Genomic DNA, 15008 nt, shown 5'->3' with positions numbered 1-15008 from the left:
CGGTGTCGCCCGTGGTTTCGCACCCTGGCGCTGGTCGTTTGCGGACTTGCGTCGGGGGCGGCAATGACGGCCAGCCTGCAGGTCGCCCCCACCACCCTCGAACTGCAGGCCGGCCAGGACGCCGAGGCCCTGTGGCTGAGCAATTCAGGCACCGATCCTGTCCAGGTGCAGGTGCGCCTGTTCCGCTGGACGCAGGTCGACGGACGCGACGAGCTGCAGCCGACCCAGGATCTGCTGATCAGCCCGCCGATGCAGCAGCTGGGCGCCGGACAGCGGCAGCTGGTACGCATCATGCGGGCCGGAGCCGGGGCACCCCCGACGCAGCAGTACTACCGGGTGATCGTGGACGAGGTGCCGGCGTTCGATCCTGACCGCAGCGGCATGCAGTTCGTGCTGCGCTATTCGGTGCCGGTGTTCGTGCTGCCGGAGGGGCCTGCCGGGCAGCCCGACCTGCAATGGCGGCTCGTGCCTGGCGACGACGGCAACGCCCAGATCGAAGTCAGCAACGCCGGCGATGGCCACGCGCAGATCGCCGACCTGGCACAGGGCGATCCAGAGCGGCCGCTCATCGTCCGGGCAGGCCTGGTCGGCTACGTGCTCCCCGGCATGACCATGCGGTGGCCGCTGGAGCATCCGGCCAGCCGCTTCCAGGACGGCAGGTTCAGCGCGAGGATCAATGGTGAACCGGAGCAGACGCCACTGCCCGCGGCGCCTGCGACTCGCTGAGGCGTGCGTGCTGGCACTGTTTACAGCCGGCATCGCGGGCTCGCCGGCGGCGGGACGGTCGCTGGAGGCCGGTGCGCTCGATGTCTCCGCCGAGGGAATGCTTGCCGCCCCCACCCCGCTGACCTCGCCCCAGACGATCTATCTGGACGTCACGCTGAACCAGGCCCCGCGGGGCCTGCTGCCGTTTCTCGAGCAGGGAGGCCGCCTGCAGGCCCCCGCCGCGACCCTGCGCCAGCTCGGCTTTCCGGTCCGTGGCGAGGCGCCCGTCACGCTGGAGGCCATCGCGGGGCTGGTCGTGCACTACGACGCGGGCATGCAGATGATCGCCCTCGACGTGCCGCTGGAGCAGTTGCAGCTGCCGACCACCCGCCTCGGCGCCGCCGGTTTCGACCGCCCGGTCGCCAGCGCTTCGCCCGGCCTGGCGATCAACTACGACCTGTACACCAGCATCAGCGATGGCCAGGGCAATGTGGCGCTGACCACCGGCGCACGCGCATTCGGACTGGGGCCCGGCAGCTTCAGTAGCGACCTGGTCCTGCGCGCCTGGCAGCAGCCCGGCGATGGCTGGCAGCACGAATCAGTGCGCCTGGACACCCGCTGGGACCTGGATTTCCCGGACAGTGCGGTCACCCTGACGGTCGGCGACATGCAGAGCGGCTTCCTGGACTGGACCCGCCCGGTGCGCATGGGTGGCCTGCGCGTGGGCCGCAACTACGGGCTGCAGCCCTACCGCGTGCTGACGCCCACGCCCTCCTTCCTCGGCCAGGCGGTGGTGCCCTCCAGCGTGGAGCTGTACGTGGACGGGCTGCGCCAGTACCAGGGCGAGGTCCCCGTCGGCCCGTTCCAACTGGCGACCCAGCCGGGCATCACCGGCAACGGCACCGCCCAGGTGGTGATCACCGATGCCTTCGGACGGATGCAGACGCTGGACTTCTCGTTCTACGGCACCCATCAGCTGCTGGCCGCGGGGCTGACGGACTGGTCGGTCGCCGCCGGTCGCATGCGGCGCGGGTTCGGGGTGCGCTCGTTCGAGTACGAGGACGACACCGTCGCCAGCGCCACGCTGCGACACGGCGTCAGCAACGGCATGACGCTGGAATCCCATGCCGAGGCCGGGGGCGGCATCGCCAACCTCGGCGCCGGCGGGCTCTGGCTGCTGGGCGGCATGGGCGTACTCAGCGCGTCCTACATCGCCAGCCGCGCCGGCGACGGACTGCGCGGCGGCCAGTACGCGGCGGGCTGGAACTGGAACAACCGGCGCATCAACGTCAACCTCGCCACCCGCCGCACGCACGGCCACTACCGGGACCTGGGCAGCCTGCAGGGCGGATACGCACCGTCGATCAGCGACCAGGCCACCGTCGGCCTGAATCTGGAGCGCTTCGGCGCATTGAGCGCGAGCTATCTGCGCCTGGACTACCTGGACATGGACCGGAGCCGCTATCTCAGCGTGTTCTGGTCGCGGACGTTCCGTCAGCGCTGGTCCGCCTACGTCTCGGTGAACCAGGATCTCGACGACCGCGACGACATCAGCGCCTACGCCTCGCTCAGCATCTCCCTCGGCAATACCCGCCAGGCCAGCGCCACGGTCCAGCACAGCGGCGGCCGCACCGTGGCCACCGCCGACGTGATGAAGCCGGTTCCCGGCGACGGCAGCGGCAGCGGCGCGGGCTGGCGACTGCAGGCGCGCAGCGGCGACGACGGCATCGGTGGCCTGGCCGAGATCGGCGTGCTGAACCAGCGCGGCCGCTACTCGGCCGGCGCCTCCTCGCAGGGCGGCAGCACGTTCGGCTACGCCAGCGCAGCCGGCAGCCTGGTGTGGATGAAGGGCCGGATGTTCGCTGCGCGCGAGGTGCCGGACGCCTTCGCCGTGGTATCCACCGGCTGGCCGGACGTCCCGGTGATGCTGGAGAACCGCCCGATCGGCCGCACCGACGACGACGGTCTGCTGCTGGTGACGCCGCTGCTGTCCTGGCAGCGCAACCGCCTGTCCATCGACGCGATGGACCTGCCTCCGGATGTCCGCGCCGAGCGCCTGGAGGCGCTCGCGACGCCCAGGCAGGGCGCCGGCATCGGCGTGGAGTTCGGCCTGCGCAGGATCCGCGCGGTCACCGTGCTGCTGCAGGATGTTCACGGGCGGCCGCTGCCCGTGGGCGCGCGCATCGAACGCGAGGGACACCCGGCCTCCGTGGTCGGCTACGACGGCATGGCCTGGATCGAGGACCTCGATGCGCACAACGTGCTGCGTGTGCGCAGCCAGGAGGGCAGCTGCGAGGCGCGGTTCGACTTGCCGCCCGACGGGCAGCGCCAGCTGCCCGCCCTGCAGTGCCGGCCGCTGCCGGTGATGCCGCCGGACCGGGTCCCTCGATGAGATGGGGACTGCCGCTCCTGCTGCTCCTGCTGACACTGCTCGGCTGGAACGGCCGTGCGCAGGCGGCGACCACCTGCTCGGTTTCCGGCACGCCCACGCTCGCCTTCGGCCCGCTCGGCACCGGCGCGCTGACCACCACCACCAATGTGACCGTGTCCTGCACCACCAGCGGGCTGCAGGTCATCAGTACCGTGCGGGTGGCCGTCTGCCTGGGCCTGGGCACCGGCACGGGCGGGAGCCTGACCGGCTGGCGGCGCCTGGCCAATACGACGGGCGAAGGGCTGAACTACCAGATCTACAGCAATGCCGGGCGCACGGCGGTGTTCGGCACCACCAGCACCACGTCCCCGGCCTGGCAGCAGATCGTGTTCGAGTACCCCTCGCTCCTCGGCAGCGCCTCGGGCAGCACCAGTTTCACCCTGTATGGCAGCTACCCCGCCGGGCAACCGCTCGCGTTCGGAAACTTCACCAGCCGCCTGCCCATTGCCCTGCAGGCGGCCGTGTCCGAGCCGACCCTGCTCGGCATCGGCCCGGTCGTCAGCAGTTGCACCACGCCCACCGGTGGGGGTATCGCCAACTCCGGCCTCAACGCCACTGCGGGCGAGCTCACCGTCACCGGCAACGTCGCCGCCAGCTGCAACGCGAGCACCTACGTCACCAACATGCTGGACTTCGGCACCAACGTCGGCCGGATCGCCAGCAACATCGACCGCCAGACCACGCTCAGCCTGACCTGCGTGAACCGGACCCCGTGGCAGGTTGGCCTTAACAATGGCCTGAATGCCGATTCCAATGGCAACCGGCGCATGAGCCGGACCATCGGCAGCACCACCTATTACATTCCCTACGAGCTCTACAGGGACGCCGCGCGCAGCACCCGCTGGGGAAACACGCTTTCCAGCACCACGTTGCCAGGCACCGGCACCGGCGCGGCCCAGACCCTCACGATCTATGGCCGTGCACCGCCCACGACCGCCACCGGCACCGCGCCGGGCACCTACAGCGACACCGTCACGGTCACCATCACCTACTGACCCGGGGTGACGCACCTGGCTCAAGCCTGCGCCGCAGCGGCCGCTATCGAGCGACATGGTCATGCGTACTTCCACATTTCCGCCTGCCCGCGTGCTCGCCGCGGCCGCCGCGCTGGCTGCCCTGCTGCTGCCGGTGGCCGCGCCGACCCCGGCCGCCGATGCGCGCGCGGGAGCGGACATGGGCATCCAGCTGCGGGTGCTGCCTGACTGCACCGCCCGGGCCAATGCAGAAGGCTGTCTGCAACCCGCCCTGCAGGCGGACGGCGATGCCGAGACCCCAAACCGGATCAGCGGGCTGAGCCCGCCCCGCCCTGTCGCCACGGACGATGACAGCGCGCAGGTGGTCACCCGGACCTGGTGATGCTTGCCGGCCTTGTCCCGTTGCTTGCGGCGGCCCTTGCGGGCGCCGCACCCGACATCCATGTCGAGCCGGCCCTGCTGGAAATTCCCGCCGACCAGGAGGCGGCCGAGGTCTGGGTCAGCAATCCGGGGGATCGCCCCTGGGCCGCACAGGCCTCGCTCTACGACTGGAGCCAGCGCATCGACGGCGAGCAGCTGGCCCCCACCGGGACACTGATACCCAGCCCCGCCCGCTTCACTATCCCGGCCGGCGGGCGCCAGCGGCTGCGCCTGGTGCGCACGCGCCCCGCACCCGGAGGCGAAGCCGCGTTCAGGCTGATCCTGGACCAGCAGGCCGACCCGCAGACGCCGGGCGCGACGCGCCTGCGCCACTCCTCCGCCGTCTTCATTTCCCCTGCCGTGCCGCAGGCCCCGCCACACCTGCGCGTGGAGACACGGGGCGACACGACCCATCCAGCCCTAGTCCTGCACAATGCCGGCGGCATCCACGCCCGCATCACCGAGCTGGCCTGGATCGATCCACAGGGCCAGCGTCACCTGCTGCAGCCCGGTCTGGCCGGGTACGTGCTCGCAGGCACCACCCGCCGCTGGCCCCTGCCGGCACATGCATCGGGCTATGCCGGGGGACGGTTCGAGGCGCAGATCAACCAGGGCCGCCCGCAGACGCTGGAAACGGCCACACTTGCGGCGATCCCCGCGCACTGATTACACTTGCGCGGATTTCCTGCGCCCCCGTGCGCATGAATACGTCCACGCCGGACGTCACCGGCGAATCCACACCTGTCGCCCACATCCGTGCCGGGGTGCTCCGCAAGGGGTTCGGACACGAGAAGCGACGGGGAAGCCCAACCCCGGAACCACGCGCATCCCGACGATGCGCACCGATGCGCGAGCCTTATCAGATGGCCATCGCGCGCGACCGGTTCCATTCACTGGAGTCACCGCAATGCCTCAAGTCACCATGCGCCAGATGCTGGAAGCCGGCGTCCACTTCGGCCACCAGACCCGTTACTGGAACCCGAAGATGGCTCCGTACATCTTCGGCGCCCGCGGCAAGATCCACATCATCAACCTCGAGAAGACCGTTCCGCTCTTCACCGACGCGATGAACTTCATCTCGGCCATCGCCCAGAAGCGCGGCACCATCCTGTTCCTCGGCACCAAGCGCAGCGCGCGCGAGTCGATGAAGGAAGAAGCCATCCGCTGCGGCCAGCCGTACATGACCCAGCGCTGGCTGGGCGGCACCCTGACCAACTTCCGTACCGTGAAGCAGTCGGTGGCGCGCCTGAAGGAGCTGGAAGCGGCCGAGACCGACGGCACCTTCGAGAAGCTGGTCAAGCACGAAGTGCTGGGCCTGCGCCGCGAGCGCGACAAGCTGGAAGCCTCACTGGGCGGCATCAAGGACATGAACCGCCTGCCGGACGCCCTGTTCGTCATCGACATCGGCCATGAAGACATCGCCATCAAGGAAGCCAAGAAGCTCGGCATCCCGGTGATCGCGGTCGTCGACACCAACTACGATCCGGCCCTGGTCGACTACGCCATCCCGGGCAACGACGACGCCATCCGCGCCGTGCAGCTGTACGCCCGCGCCGCCGCCGACGCCGTGCTGGAAGGCAAGGCCGCCGCACCGAGCTCGGCCACCGTCACCGAAGCCGAGTTCTCCGAAGGCGAAGGCGACAAGGGTCGTCGTCCGGCCCGCAAGGGCCCGGCCAAGAAGGCCGAGGAAGGCGAGACCGCCGCCGAGTAATCGGTCGGTCACGTGGCCGCGCCACAGTGCGCGGCCACCTCCAGGTGCCGGAACCCTCCGGCACCACCGCTTCACACGGTCGACCGCGCCGCCAGCAGGCCATGCCGGTCCATGCCGTTTCCCGCCCTACCGGGCGGTGCCATGCCCATCACACACTGAGGTAATCCCGTGGAAATCACTGCTTCCCTGGTCAAGGAACTGCGCGAGCGCACCGGCGCCGGCATGATGGAGTGCAAGAAGGCGCTGACCGAGAACGGCGGCAACATCGACGCCGCGGCCGAGTGGCTGCGCAAGTCCGGCCTGGCCAAGGCCGACAAGAAGGCTGACCGCGTCGCCGCCGAAGGCCGCATCGCCGTCGCCCAGAACGGCGGCAAGGCCGTGCTGGTCGAGGTCAACTCCGAGACCGACTTCGTCGCCAAGGACGTGAACTTCCTGGCCTTCACCGATGCCGTCGCCGCTGCCGCCCTGGCCGCCGGTGCCGCCGACGCCGAAGCCCTGAAGGGCGCCAAGCTGCCGACCGGCGAGACCGTCGAGGAAGCCCGCGCCGCCGCCATCGCCAAGCTGGGCGAGAACATCCAGATCCGTCGCCTGGTCAGCATCGACAGCGCCAACAACGTGGCCGCCTACGTCCACGGCGGCAAGATCGGCGTGCTGATCGAGCTGGCCGGCGGCGACGCCGAGCTGGCGCGCGGCCTGGCCATGCACGTGGCCGCCATGAACCCGCCGCACAACAAGGCCGCCGACGTGCCGGCCGAGTTCGTCGCCAAGGAAAAGGAAATCGAGCTGGCCAAGATGTCCGAAAAGGACAAGGCCAAGCCGGCCGAGATCCTCGAGAAGATCATCTCGGGCAAGATCAACAAGATCGTCAACGAGGTCACCCTGTACGGCCAGCCGTACGTGCTGGACAGCGACAAGTCGGTCGAGCAGGTGGTCAAGGCCGCCGGCGCCGACGTGATCGGCTTCCAGCGTCTGGTGGTCGGCGAAGGCATCGAGAAGGTGGTCGAGGATTACGCCGCCGAAGTCGCCAAGGCGATGCAGGTCTGATCGGGAACTGATCCCCGAGGAAAAAGCCGCGGCCCGCCGCGGTTTTTTTTTGCCCTGCCGATCCGCCCGAACGCTTACCGAAGACGGCGATTGCCGGCATACTGCGACGAGCGACACTTCGAGCCTTGCCGCACCTGATGCGCCCGGACCTGGAATCCATCCTGCTGCACTGCCGGACCCTGCCTTCTCCGCCGGGCGTGGCGCTGCGCATCATCGAGCTGGCCCAGGATCCGAACGTCGACCTGGGCGTCACCGCCGACGTCATCGCACTCGATCCGGCGCTGAGCGCGCGCATCCTGCGCGTGGCCAACTCACCGCTCTACGCCGGCCGTCGCAAGGTCGAGACGCTGAGCCAGGCGATGACCCTGCTCGGCCTCAACGCCACGCTCAGTCTCGCCCTGGGGTTCTCGCTGGCGCATGGCCTGCGCGGCGTCAACGGCACCGCCGCGGAACAGGACGCGATCTGGCGCCGCAGCGTGCTCGCCGCGCTCACCGCGCGCCTGCTCGGCCGCCACGCCGGCGTGTCCGGTGCCGAGGAACTGATGCTGGCCGGCCTGCTCCAGGACATCGGCGCGCTGGCGCTGCTCAAGGCACTGCCGGACCGCTATCTGGTGCTGCGCAGCCGCAGCACCGGCAACGATGCCCTGCTCGCCCTGGAGCGCGCCGAACTCGGTGGCGACCATGCCGAGGTCGGCGCCTGGCTCGCCGGTCTGTGGAACCTGCCCGACTATCTGCAGGATGCGATCGGCAACAGCGAAACCGCGCCCGGCCGGCAGGCAGGCAGCGCCTTCAATGCCTGCGTCGCCGCCTCCGGCGCGATCGCCGACCTGTGGCTGGCGGTGGACGATCCCGATCCCGCCCGCGCTGCCGCCCAGGACGCCGTGCGCGCCTGCGTGGGCGAGTCGGTCGAACTGGCCGAGATCCTGGCCGAACTCAGCGCCACGCTGCCCGAGATCAGCAGCCTGTTCGAGGTGCGGATCAATCGCCCCGAACACCTGGAGTCCCTGATCGAGCAGGCCCGCGAACTGCTGATCGTGCGCAACCTGCGCGAGATCCAGGCCGCCGGCCAGGCCCGGCACGAGGCCGACCAGTCCGAAGAGCGGATGCGGCACCTGACCGAACAGTCCAGGCGCGACCCGCTGACCGGGGTCTACAACCGGCTGCAGATGGAAGAGGTGCTCGAACGCGCATTCGCCGATGCGATGGCGCGGGAGGTACCGCTGTCGATCGCCTTCGTCGACCTGGACGATTTCAAGCACATCAACGACCGCCACGGCCATCTGGTCGGCGACCAGGTGCTGCGGCAGTTCGCGCAGTCACTGCAGGGCATGCTGCGCGCGTCGGACCTGATCGCACGCTACGGCGGCGAGGAGTTCCTGATCGTGCTGGTCGATTCCGACGAGCGCGCGGCCACCCGCATCCTCGAGCGCATCCTCGAGCGCACCTCGCAGATGCCGATGGCCAGCGTCGATGGCGCGCCGCTGCACATCACCTTCTCCGCCGGCATCGCCACCCACGATGCGCGCACGCCGCATCGCGACGCCCGCAGCCTGCTGCAGGCCGCGGACGATGCGCTCTACGGCGCCAAGCGCGAAGGCCGCAACCGCGTGGCGGTCGGCCAGGGCTGACATCGGCCGGCGAAGGACGGGCCGCCATCGCGGCGGCCCGCACCGCTTACTCCTCGATCACCGGCAGGGGACACTCGAACGTGAGCCAGTGCACCCGCTGACCAGCACCCATTCGGTTCCCGACAGGATCCGGATCCGCTGGATCACCCGGTACATGCCCGAGTCGAGAAAGCACCCGTTCTCGATCCTTCGCTCACCGCCGGCACTGCCGGACGGTGCGGCCGGCGGGCCGATCACCAGCGCGGCAACGACTGTCTCGAACATGTTCACGCCTTCTCCTTGCGGCATGAAGGGTCGCAGCCCGGATGCGCTCCCTGCACGCCTCCGCGCGGAAGCACCACGAGCCTGACAGCGCCTGCCGGCCATCGCTTCGGCTAGAATTGCGCGCGTCGCCCCACGGAACCCCCGCACCATGTCCAGTCTCGCCTATCGCCGCATCCTGCTGAAGCTTTCCGGGGAGGCGCTGATGGGATCGGAGGACTACGGCATCGACCCCAACGTGATCGGGCGCATCGCGCGCGAGATCATCGAGGTGCGCGATGCCGGTGCCGAGGTCGGCCTGGTGATCGGCGGCGGCAACATCTTCCGCGGCGCCGGCTTGGCTGCCGGCGGCATGGACCGGGTCACCGGCGACCAGATGGGCATGCTGGCCACTGTGATCAACGCACTGGCGATGCAGGACGCGCTGGAGAAGCTCGGCGGAAAGGTCCGGGTGATGAGCGCGCTGAAGATCAACGACGTCTGCGAGGACTACATCCGCCGCCGCGCCGTGCGCCATCTCGAGAAGGGCCGCATCGCGATCTTCGCCGCCGGCACCGGCAACCCGTTCTTCACCACCGACTCGGCCGCCGCCCTGCGCGCGATCGAGATCAATGCCGACCTGCTGCTGAAGGCGACCAAGGTCGACGGGGTCTACGACAAGGACCCCAAGAAGCATCCGGACGCGGTGCGCTACGACGAGCTCGACCACGAGGACGTGATCGCCCGCAACCTGCAGGTGATGGATACCGCCGCCTTCGCCCTGTGCCGCGACAACGGCATCCCGCTGCGGGTCTACGACCTGTCGGTGCCGGGCAACCTGATGCGGATCCTGCGCGGCGACAAGATCGGCACCCTGGTCCGCGGCCGCCGCTGACATGCCCGCGGCGCCGTGCGGCATGTGAACGGGCCGCCGGCGCGCACCTCGCCCGGCTGCCCGTCGCCGCGCCATCCCCCGTATAATCGGCCCATTCAGGTTTCAGGATGGATACGGCGATGATCAACGAGATCAAGAACGACGCGCAGGCACGCATGGCCAAGAGCATCGATGCTCTGCGCCACTCGCTCACCTCGATCCGCACCGGCCGCGCCTCGCCGGCGCTGCTGGACGGCATCAAGGTCAAGGCCTACGGCACCGACACGCCGCTCAACCAGGTCGCCAGCATCAGCGTGTCCGAAGGCCGCTCGCTGGTCATCACCCTGTTCGACAAGGGCATGATCAAGGACGTGGAGCGTTCGATCTACGCGTCCGACCTGGGCCTGACCCCGACCGTGGTCGGCACCGTGATCCGCCTGAACCTGCCGCCGCTGACCGAGGAGCGCCGCAAGGAGCTGGCCAAGTCGGTGCACGGCGAGGGCGAGGACGCCAAGGTCGCGATCCGCAACATCCGCCGCGACGCCAACCAGAAGGTCAAGGACCTGCTGAAGGACAAGACCGTCACCGAGGACGACGTGCGTCGCGGCGAGGACGACATCCAGAAGCTCACCGACAAGGCCATCAAGGATGTCGATGACGTGGTCAAGGCGAAGGAACAGGAACTGATGGCGGTCTGAGGCGGTCTGCCTCTCCGCATGACTGTCATGACCGCCCCTGCCGGCACGCTGGTTCCGCGACACCTCGCCATCATCATGGACGGCAACGGGCGCTGGGCCCAGCAGCGCCATCGTCCGCGCGTGATCGGCCATCGCGCCGGCGCCCGCGCGGTCAATGCGGCGATCGACTTCTGCCTGGAGCGCGGCGTGGCCGTGCTGACCCTGTTCGCGTTCTCCAGCGAGAACTGGGGGCGTCCGGAGGAGGAAGTCGGCGCGCTGATGAAGCTGTTCCTCAATGCGCTCGAACGCGAGGTCGACGAGCTCGACCGGCGCGGCGTGCGCGTGCGATTCATCGGCGAGCGCGCGCGCTTCTCCGCAGCGATCCGCGAGCGGATGCAGGCGGCCGAATCGCAGACCCTGCACAACACCCGGCTGCAGCTGGTCGTGGCCGCCAGCTACGGCGGCCGGCAGGACATCGCCGCGGCCGCACGCGCGCTGGCCCATGACGTCGCCGAAGGCCGGCTGCTGCCGGACCAGATCGACGAGGCGGCGGTCGGCGCACGCATGGCGCTGGCCGACCTGCCCCCGCCCGACCTGTTCATCCGTACCGGTGGCGACCAGCGCATCAGCAACTTCCTGCTGTGGCAGCTGGCCTACACCGAACTTTGGTTCACCGATCGGCTGTGGCCGGAGATGGACGCGGCGCTGCTGCAGCAGGCGCTCGACGCCTATGCCTCGCGCGAGCGTCGCTTCGGCCTGACCAGCGCGCAGGTCGCCCAGGGAGGCGCCGCATGACCCGTACCCGTGTGATCGCCGCCCTGTTGATGGCCCCCACCGCGATCCTGGCGATCCTGCTGCTGCCCACGCCGTGGATGGCCGCGGTGGCCGCCATGGTGATGCTGGCCGGTCTGTGGGAATGGCTGAAGCTGGCCGGCGTCGAGGACAGCCTGTCGCGCACGATCCTGGTCCTGCTGAACCTGGTGGTGATGGTGCTGCTGGTGTGGGCTTCGCGCGGCAGCGGCGGCTTCTCGCCGGTGCTGTTCCAGCTGGTGACCCTCGCTGGCGCGATCGGCTGGCTCGCCTCCCTGCTGTGGCTGTGGCGACCGCAGGTCAGTGCGCCGGACCGCCCATGGTCGCGCCCGCTCAAGCTGGCCGCCGGCACGCTGGCCGCGATCCCGGCCTGGTGCGCGCTGTGCCTGATCCATTCGGGCAACTTCGACACGCTCGGCGACGCGGCCGGCTCGGTCGATCACCGCTGGCTGCTGGTCGCGCTGGCCCTGGTGTGGGCGGCAGACTCCGGCGCCTACTTCGCAGGCCGCATGTTCGGCAGACGCAAGCTGGCGGTGTCGATCAGCCCGAATAAGACCGTCGAAGGCGCTGCGGGCGGCCTGCTGGCGGGCGTGGTCGTCGCACTCTGCTTCGGCCTGCTGGCCGGGGCCGGCGCCGCGCAGCTGCCGGCGGTGGCGCTGGTCGCTGCGGTCGCGGTCGCCGCCTCCATCGTCGGCGACCTCATCGAAAGCCTGCTCAAGCGGCAGGCCGGCGTGAAGGATTCCGGCCACCTGATCCCCGGCCACGGTGGCGTGCTCGACCGCATCGACGGCGTGCTGGCCGCCCTGCCCGTGTTCGCGATCGGCAAGGACATCTTCGGGTTCTGACATGGCCGGCACAGGGGACTTCCGTCAGGTCGCCGTCTTCGGCGCCACCGGCTCGATCGGCACCTCGGCGCTGGACGTGATCGCGCGGCATCCGCAGCGGATGCGCGCCAGCGTGCTGGCCGCGGGCCGCAATGTCGATGCGCTGGTCGCCCTGTGCCGCGTCCACCGCCCGGACCACGCCGTGATCGCCGACGAGGCCGGCTACCCGCAGCTCGCCGACGCGCTGCGCCAGGCCGGGCTGGACACGCAGCCCCATGCGGGTGCGGCAGCCCTGGACGCGCTGGCCGCAGGGCCGGAGTGCGACACCGTCGTGGCGGCCGTGGTCGGTGCCGCCGGGCTGTCCTCGACCCTGGCCGCGGCGCGCGCGGGCAAGCGCCTGCTGCTGGCCAACAAGGAATCGCTGGTCCTGGCCGGCGAGCTGCTGATGGCCGCCAGCCGCGATGCCGGCTGCGAGATCGTGCCGATCGACAGCGAGCACAGCGCGGTGTTCCAGTGCCTGCGCTCGTGCCGGGCCGAGGCGGAGGGCGTGGCCCGGATCGTGCTGACGGCCTCCGGTGGGCCGTTCCGTGGCTGGAACCGCGACCAGCTCGCCATGGTGACGCCCGCCCAGGCCGTCGCGCACCCGAAGTGGTCGATGGGCCCGAAGATCTCGGTCGATTCGGCCACGCTGATGAACAAGGGCCTGGAGGTGATCGAAGCCCATCACCTGTTCGGCCTGCCGGCCGAGCGGATCGGCGTGCTGGTCCATCCGCAGAGCCTGGTGCACGCGCTGGTCGAGTACGTGGACGGCTCGACCCTGGCCCAGCTCGGCCTGCCCGACATGCGCACCGCGCTGGCGGTCGGCCTGGGCTGGCCCGAGCGACTGGCATCGGGCGTCGGCGGACTCGACCTGCTGGCCCATGGGCGACTCGACTTCGAGGCGCCCGACCTGGACGCCTTTCCCTGCCTGCGCCTGGCGATGCAGGCGATGGCGGCCGGCGGCACCGCCCCGGCCACGCTCAATGCGGCCAACGAGGAGGCCGTTTCAGCCTTTCTTCAGGGCCGGATCGGTTTCCTAGCCATTCCCGCGCTGGTCGAGGAGGCCCTCACCGCGCTGCCCGCCACGCCTGCCGCCTCGCTGGAGCATCTTCTGGCGGCCGACGCGGATGCCCGCCGCCTGACCCGGACCATGATCGACACCACCCCGCGCCACCACAGCAGCGTCGCCGATGCGCCGGGGCGGACGCATGGCTGACTTCCTGGGCTCCGTCTGGTGGATGGTGGTCAGCCTCGGGCTGCTCGTCACCTTCCACGAGTTCGGCCACTACTGGGTCGCGCGCCGCTGCGGCGTCGACGTGCTGCGCTTCTCGGTCGGTTTCGGACGTCCGCTGTGGATGCGCCGCAACCGCCATGGCACCGAGTTCGCCATCGCCGCGATCCCGCTCGGCGGTTACGTGAAGATGCTGGACGAGCGGGAAACCGACGTCCCGGCCGCGCGCCAGGCGCATGCGTTCAACCGGCAGGGCGTGTGGTCGCGGATCGCGATCGTCGCGGCCGGGCCGGCCGCCAACCTGTTGCTGTGCGTCGCCCTGCTGTGGGTGATGTTCATGGTCGGCCGCCAGGACTACGCGCCGGTGGTGGGCCGCACCGCCGGCATCGCCGCCGACGCCGGTCTGCAGCCGGGCGATCGCCTGATCGACGTGGCCGGACGCCCGGTCGCGACCTGGACCGAAGCGAGCATGGCGATGGCCGCGCCCGCGCTGGACCGGCGCGACATCGAGGTCGCGGTGGAACGGATCGACGGGCGGCGCCTGGTGCGCACGCTGGCGCTGTCGCAGCTGCCGGAGCAGATCGACGAGCGCCGCATCGCGCACCAGGTCGGTTTGACCTGGCAGTTCATGCTGGCGCCGGCCCTGATCGACAGCGTCGTCGAAGGCGGCCCGGCCGACGGAACCCTGCTGGCCGGGGACCGCATCCTGGCCATCGATGGCACGGCGGTCGTGGGCGCCGACGAGGTGCCGGCACAGGTCCAGGCACTGGGCGAGCGCGGCGGCGCCGGCATGGTCGAGGTCGAACGCGATGGTGAGCGCCTGGCCTTCGAGCTGCTGCCCCGCCGTGGCACCGCGCCGGGCAGCGAGGATCGCTGGCAGCTCGGCGTGCATGTCGGCGGCGGCACCGCTCCGGCCTACGACGCCACGCAGCGCTTCGGCCCGCTGGCGGCGATCCCGGCCGCCCTGCGCGAGACCGTCAATCTGGCCGGCGACTCGCTGGGCATGATGCGGCGGATGATCACTGGCGAAGCCTCAATCGCCAACCTGTCCGGCCCGGTGACGATCGCCCGCGCGGCCAACGCCTCGGCCAAGCGCGGCGCGGACTGGTTCCTGTACTTCCTGGCCCTGCTCTCGCTGAGCCTGGCCATCATCAACCTGCTGCCGATCCCGATCTTGGACGGCGGTCACCTGCTGTATTACCTTATCGAGTTGATCAAGGGCAGCCCCTTGAGCGAACGCGCCATGGCTGCCGGACAGTACGTCGGACTGGCCCTGCTGGCCGGGTTGATGGGGCTGGCCTTCTACAACGACATCCTGGGCCTGGTGCCGAAATGACGCCGACCGAGCTTTCCCCCTCCGCCATCCGGCGCACCGCGCTGCAACGCATTCCTTCTCCCGG

At 70.1% G+C, this 15008-nt stretch carries 15 protein-coding genes; 14 read left to right on the top strand and 1 reads right to left on the bottom strand.

All coding sequences use genetic code 11. The annotated features are described in order from the left end of the window. Positions 1 to 63 precede the first annotated feature (63 nt). The 8 genes from IB242_RS02615 (at position 64) to IB242_RS02580 (ending at position 8913) form a co-directional block, all read left to right on the top strand. Complete coding sequence (locus tag IB242_RS02615) at positions 64 to 726, top strand: molecular chaperone (protein ID WP_225539970.1); 663 nt, start codon at positions 64 to 66, stop codon at positions 724 to 726. Beyond that, positions 677 to 3097: a fimbria/pilus outer membrane usher protein gene (locus IB242_RS02610; protein ID WP_192275627.1), complete on the top strand. Its 2421-nt coding sequence runs from the start codon at positions 677 to 679 to the stop codon at positions 3095 to 3097. The genes IB242_RS02615 and IB242_RS02610 overlap by 50 nt, the downstream gene beginning before the upstream one ends. Further along, positions 3094 to 4131, top strand: a complete 1038-nt coding sequence (locus tag IB242_RS02605) for a spore coat U domain-containing protein (RefSeq protein WP_192275626.1) — start codon at positions 3094 to 3096, stop codon at positions 4129 to 4131. Before IB242_RS02610 ends, IB242_RS02605 begins: the two co-directional genes overlap by 4 nt. A 61-nt stretch (positions 4132 to 4192) precedes the next feature. Next, the gene (locus tag IB242_RS02600; protein WP_192275625.1) at positions 4193 to 4492 is read left to right on the top strand and encodes a hypothetical protein; all 300 of its coding nucleotides are present in this window, start codon (positions 4193 to 4195) and stop codon (positions 4490 to 4492) included. After that, a complete protein-coding gene (locus IB242_RS02595; protein ID WP_192275624.1) occupies positions 4492 to 5196 on the top strand; it encodes a fimbria/pilus periplasmic chaperone in 705 nt (234 codons plus the stop codon). The genes IB242_RS02600 and IB242_RS02595 overlap by 1 nt, the downstream gene beginning before the upstream one ends. A gap of 241 nt (positions 5197 to 5437) precedes the next feature. Beyond that, positions 5438 to 6241: a 30S ribosomal protein S2 gene (gene rpsB / locus IB242_RS02590; RefSeq protein WP_192275623.1), complete on the top strand. Its 804-nt coding sequence runs from the start codon at positions 5438 to 5440 to the stop codon at positions 6239 to 6241. A gap of 168 nt (positions 6242 to 6409) precedes the next feature. Then, positions 6410 to 7285 carry a translation elongation factor Ts gene (tsf, locus tag IB242_RS02585; protein ID WP_192275622.1) on the top strand — a complete coding sequence of 292 codons (876 nt, stop codon included), beginning with the start codon at positions 6410 to 6412 and terminating at the stop codon, positions 7283 to 7285. Between the two features lie 137 nt (positions 7286 to 7422). Beyond that, positions 7423 to 8913: a GGDEF domain-containing protein gene (locus IB242_RS02580; RefSeq protein WP_192277649.1), complete on the top strand. Its 1491-nt coding sequence runs from the start codon at positions 7423 to 7425 to the stop codon at positions 8911 to 8913. A gap of 57 nt (positions 8914 to 8970) precedes the next feature. Here the strand turns inward: IB242_RS02580 and IB242_RS02575 are convergent, their stop codons facing one another. After that, positions 8971 to 9183, bottom strand: a complete 213-nt coding sequence (locus IB242_RS02575; protein ID WP_192275621.1) for a hypothetical protein — start codon at positions 9181 to 9183, stop codon at positions 8971 to 8973. 142 nt (positions 9184 to 9325) lie between these two features. Between IB242_RS02575 and pyrH the strand changes: the two genes are divergently transcribed. The 6 genes from pyrH to rseP all read left to right on the top strand — a co-directional run bounded on the left by pyrH (position 9326) and on the right by rseP (position 14944). After that, a complete protein-coding gene (pyrH, locus tag IB242_RS02570) occupies positions 9326 to 10048 on the top strand; it encodes a UMP kinase (protein WP_192275620.1) in 723 nt (240 codons plus the stop codon). 119 nt (positions 10049 to 10167) lie between these two features. Further along, on the top strand, positions 10168 to 10725 hold the full coding sequence (frr, locus tag IB242_RS02565; protein WP_192277647.1) for a ribosome recycling factor: 558 nt from the start codon (positions 10168 to 10170) through the stop codon (positions 10723 to 10725). 27 nt (positions 10726 to 10752) lie between these two features. Then, entirely contained in the window at positions 10753 to 11499 is a 747-nt protein-coding gene (gene uppS / locus IB242_RS02560) for a polyprenyl diphosphate synthase (RefSeq protein ID WP_192275619.1), read from the top strand. Continuing rightward, positions 11496 to 12359 carry a phosphatidate cytidylyltransferase gene (locus IB242_RS02555; protein ID WP_192275618.1) on the top strand — a complete coding sequence of 288 codons (864 nt, stop codon included), beginning with the start codon at positions 11496 to 11498 and terminating at the stop codon, positions 12357 to 12359. Before uppS ends, IB242_RS02555 begins: the two co-directional genes overlap by 4 nt. A 1-nt stretch (position 12360) precedes the next feature. After that, positions 12361 to 13593 (top strand): 1-deoxy-D-xylulose-5-phosphate reductoisomerase, encoded by a 1233-nt coding sequence (locus IB242_RS02550; RefSeq protein ID WP_192275617.1) that lies wholly within the window; start codon positions 12361 to 12363, stop codon positions 13591 to 13593. Next, complete coding sequence (gene rseP / locus IB242_RS02545) at positions 13586 to 14944, top strand: RIP metalloprotease RseP (protein ID WP_192275616.1); 1359 nt, start codon at positions 13586 to 13588, stop codon at positions 14942 to 14944. Before IB242_RS02550 ends, rseP begins: the two co-directional genes overlap by 8 nt. Positions 14945 to 15008 lie beyond the last annotated feature (64 nt).

Source organism: Xanthomonas sp. XNM01 (assembly GCF_014851915.1).
GTDB lineage: Bacteria > Pseudomonadota > Gammaproteobacteria > Xanthomonadales > Xanthomonadaceae > Pseudoxanthomonas.
Note: the sequence above shows the minus strand (reverse complement) of the source record. Positions and strands in the feature narration are given on the sequence as shown.

Coding starts and splice junctions, on each gene's coding strand:
- IB242_RS02615 (WP_225539970.1), top strand. CDS start 64: ATGACGGCCAGCCTGCAGGTCGCCCCCACCACCCTCGAACTGCAGGCC.
- IB242_RS02610 (WP_192275627.1), top strand. CDS start 677: ATGGTGAACCGGAGCAGACGCCACTGCCCGCGGCGCCTGCGACTCGCT.
- IB242_RS02605 (WP_192275626.1), top strand. CDS start 3,094: ATGAGATGGGGACTGCCGCTCCTGCTGCTCCTGCTGACACTGCTCGGC.
- IB242_RS02600 (WP_192275625.1), top strand. CDS start 4,193: ATGCGTACTTCCACATTTCCGCCTGCCCGCGTGCTCGCCGCGGCCGCC.
- IB242_RS02595 (WP_192275624.1), top strand. CDS start 4,492: ATGCTTGCCGGCCTTGTCCCGTTGCTTGCGGCGGCCCTTGCGGGCGCC.
- rpsB (WP_192275623.1), top strand. CDS start 5,438: ATGCCTCAAGTCACCATGCGCCAGATGCTGGAAGCCGGCGTCCACTTC.
- IB242_RS02580 (WP_192277649.1), top strand. CDS start 7,423: ATGCGCCCGGACCTGGAATCCATCCTGCTGCACTGCCGGACCCTGCCT.
- pyrH (WP_192275620.1), top strand. CDS start 9,326: ATGTCCAGTCTCGCCTATCGCCGCATCCTGCTGAAGCTTTCCGGGGAG.
- frr (WP_192277647.1), top strand. CDS start 10,168: ATGATCAACGAGATCAAGAACGACGCGCAGGCACGCATGGCCAAGAGC.
- uppS (WP_192275619.1), top strand. CDS start 10,753: ATGACCGCCCCTGCCGGCACGCTGGTTCCGCGACACCTCGCCATCATC.
- IB242_RS02555 (WP_192275618.1), top strand. CDS start 11,496: ATGACCCGTACCCGTGTGATCGCCGCCCTGTTGATGGCCCCCACCGCG.
- IB242_RS02550 (WP_192275617.1), top strand. CDS start 12,361: ATGGCCGGCACAGGGGACTTCCGTCAGGTCGCCGTCTTCGGCGCCACC.
- rseP (WP_192275616.1), top strand. CDS start 13,586: ATGGCTGACTTCCTGGGCTCCGTCTGGTGGATGGTGGTCAGCCTCGGG.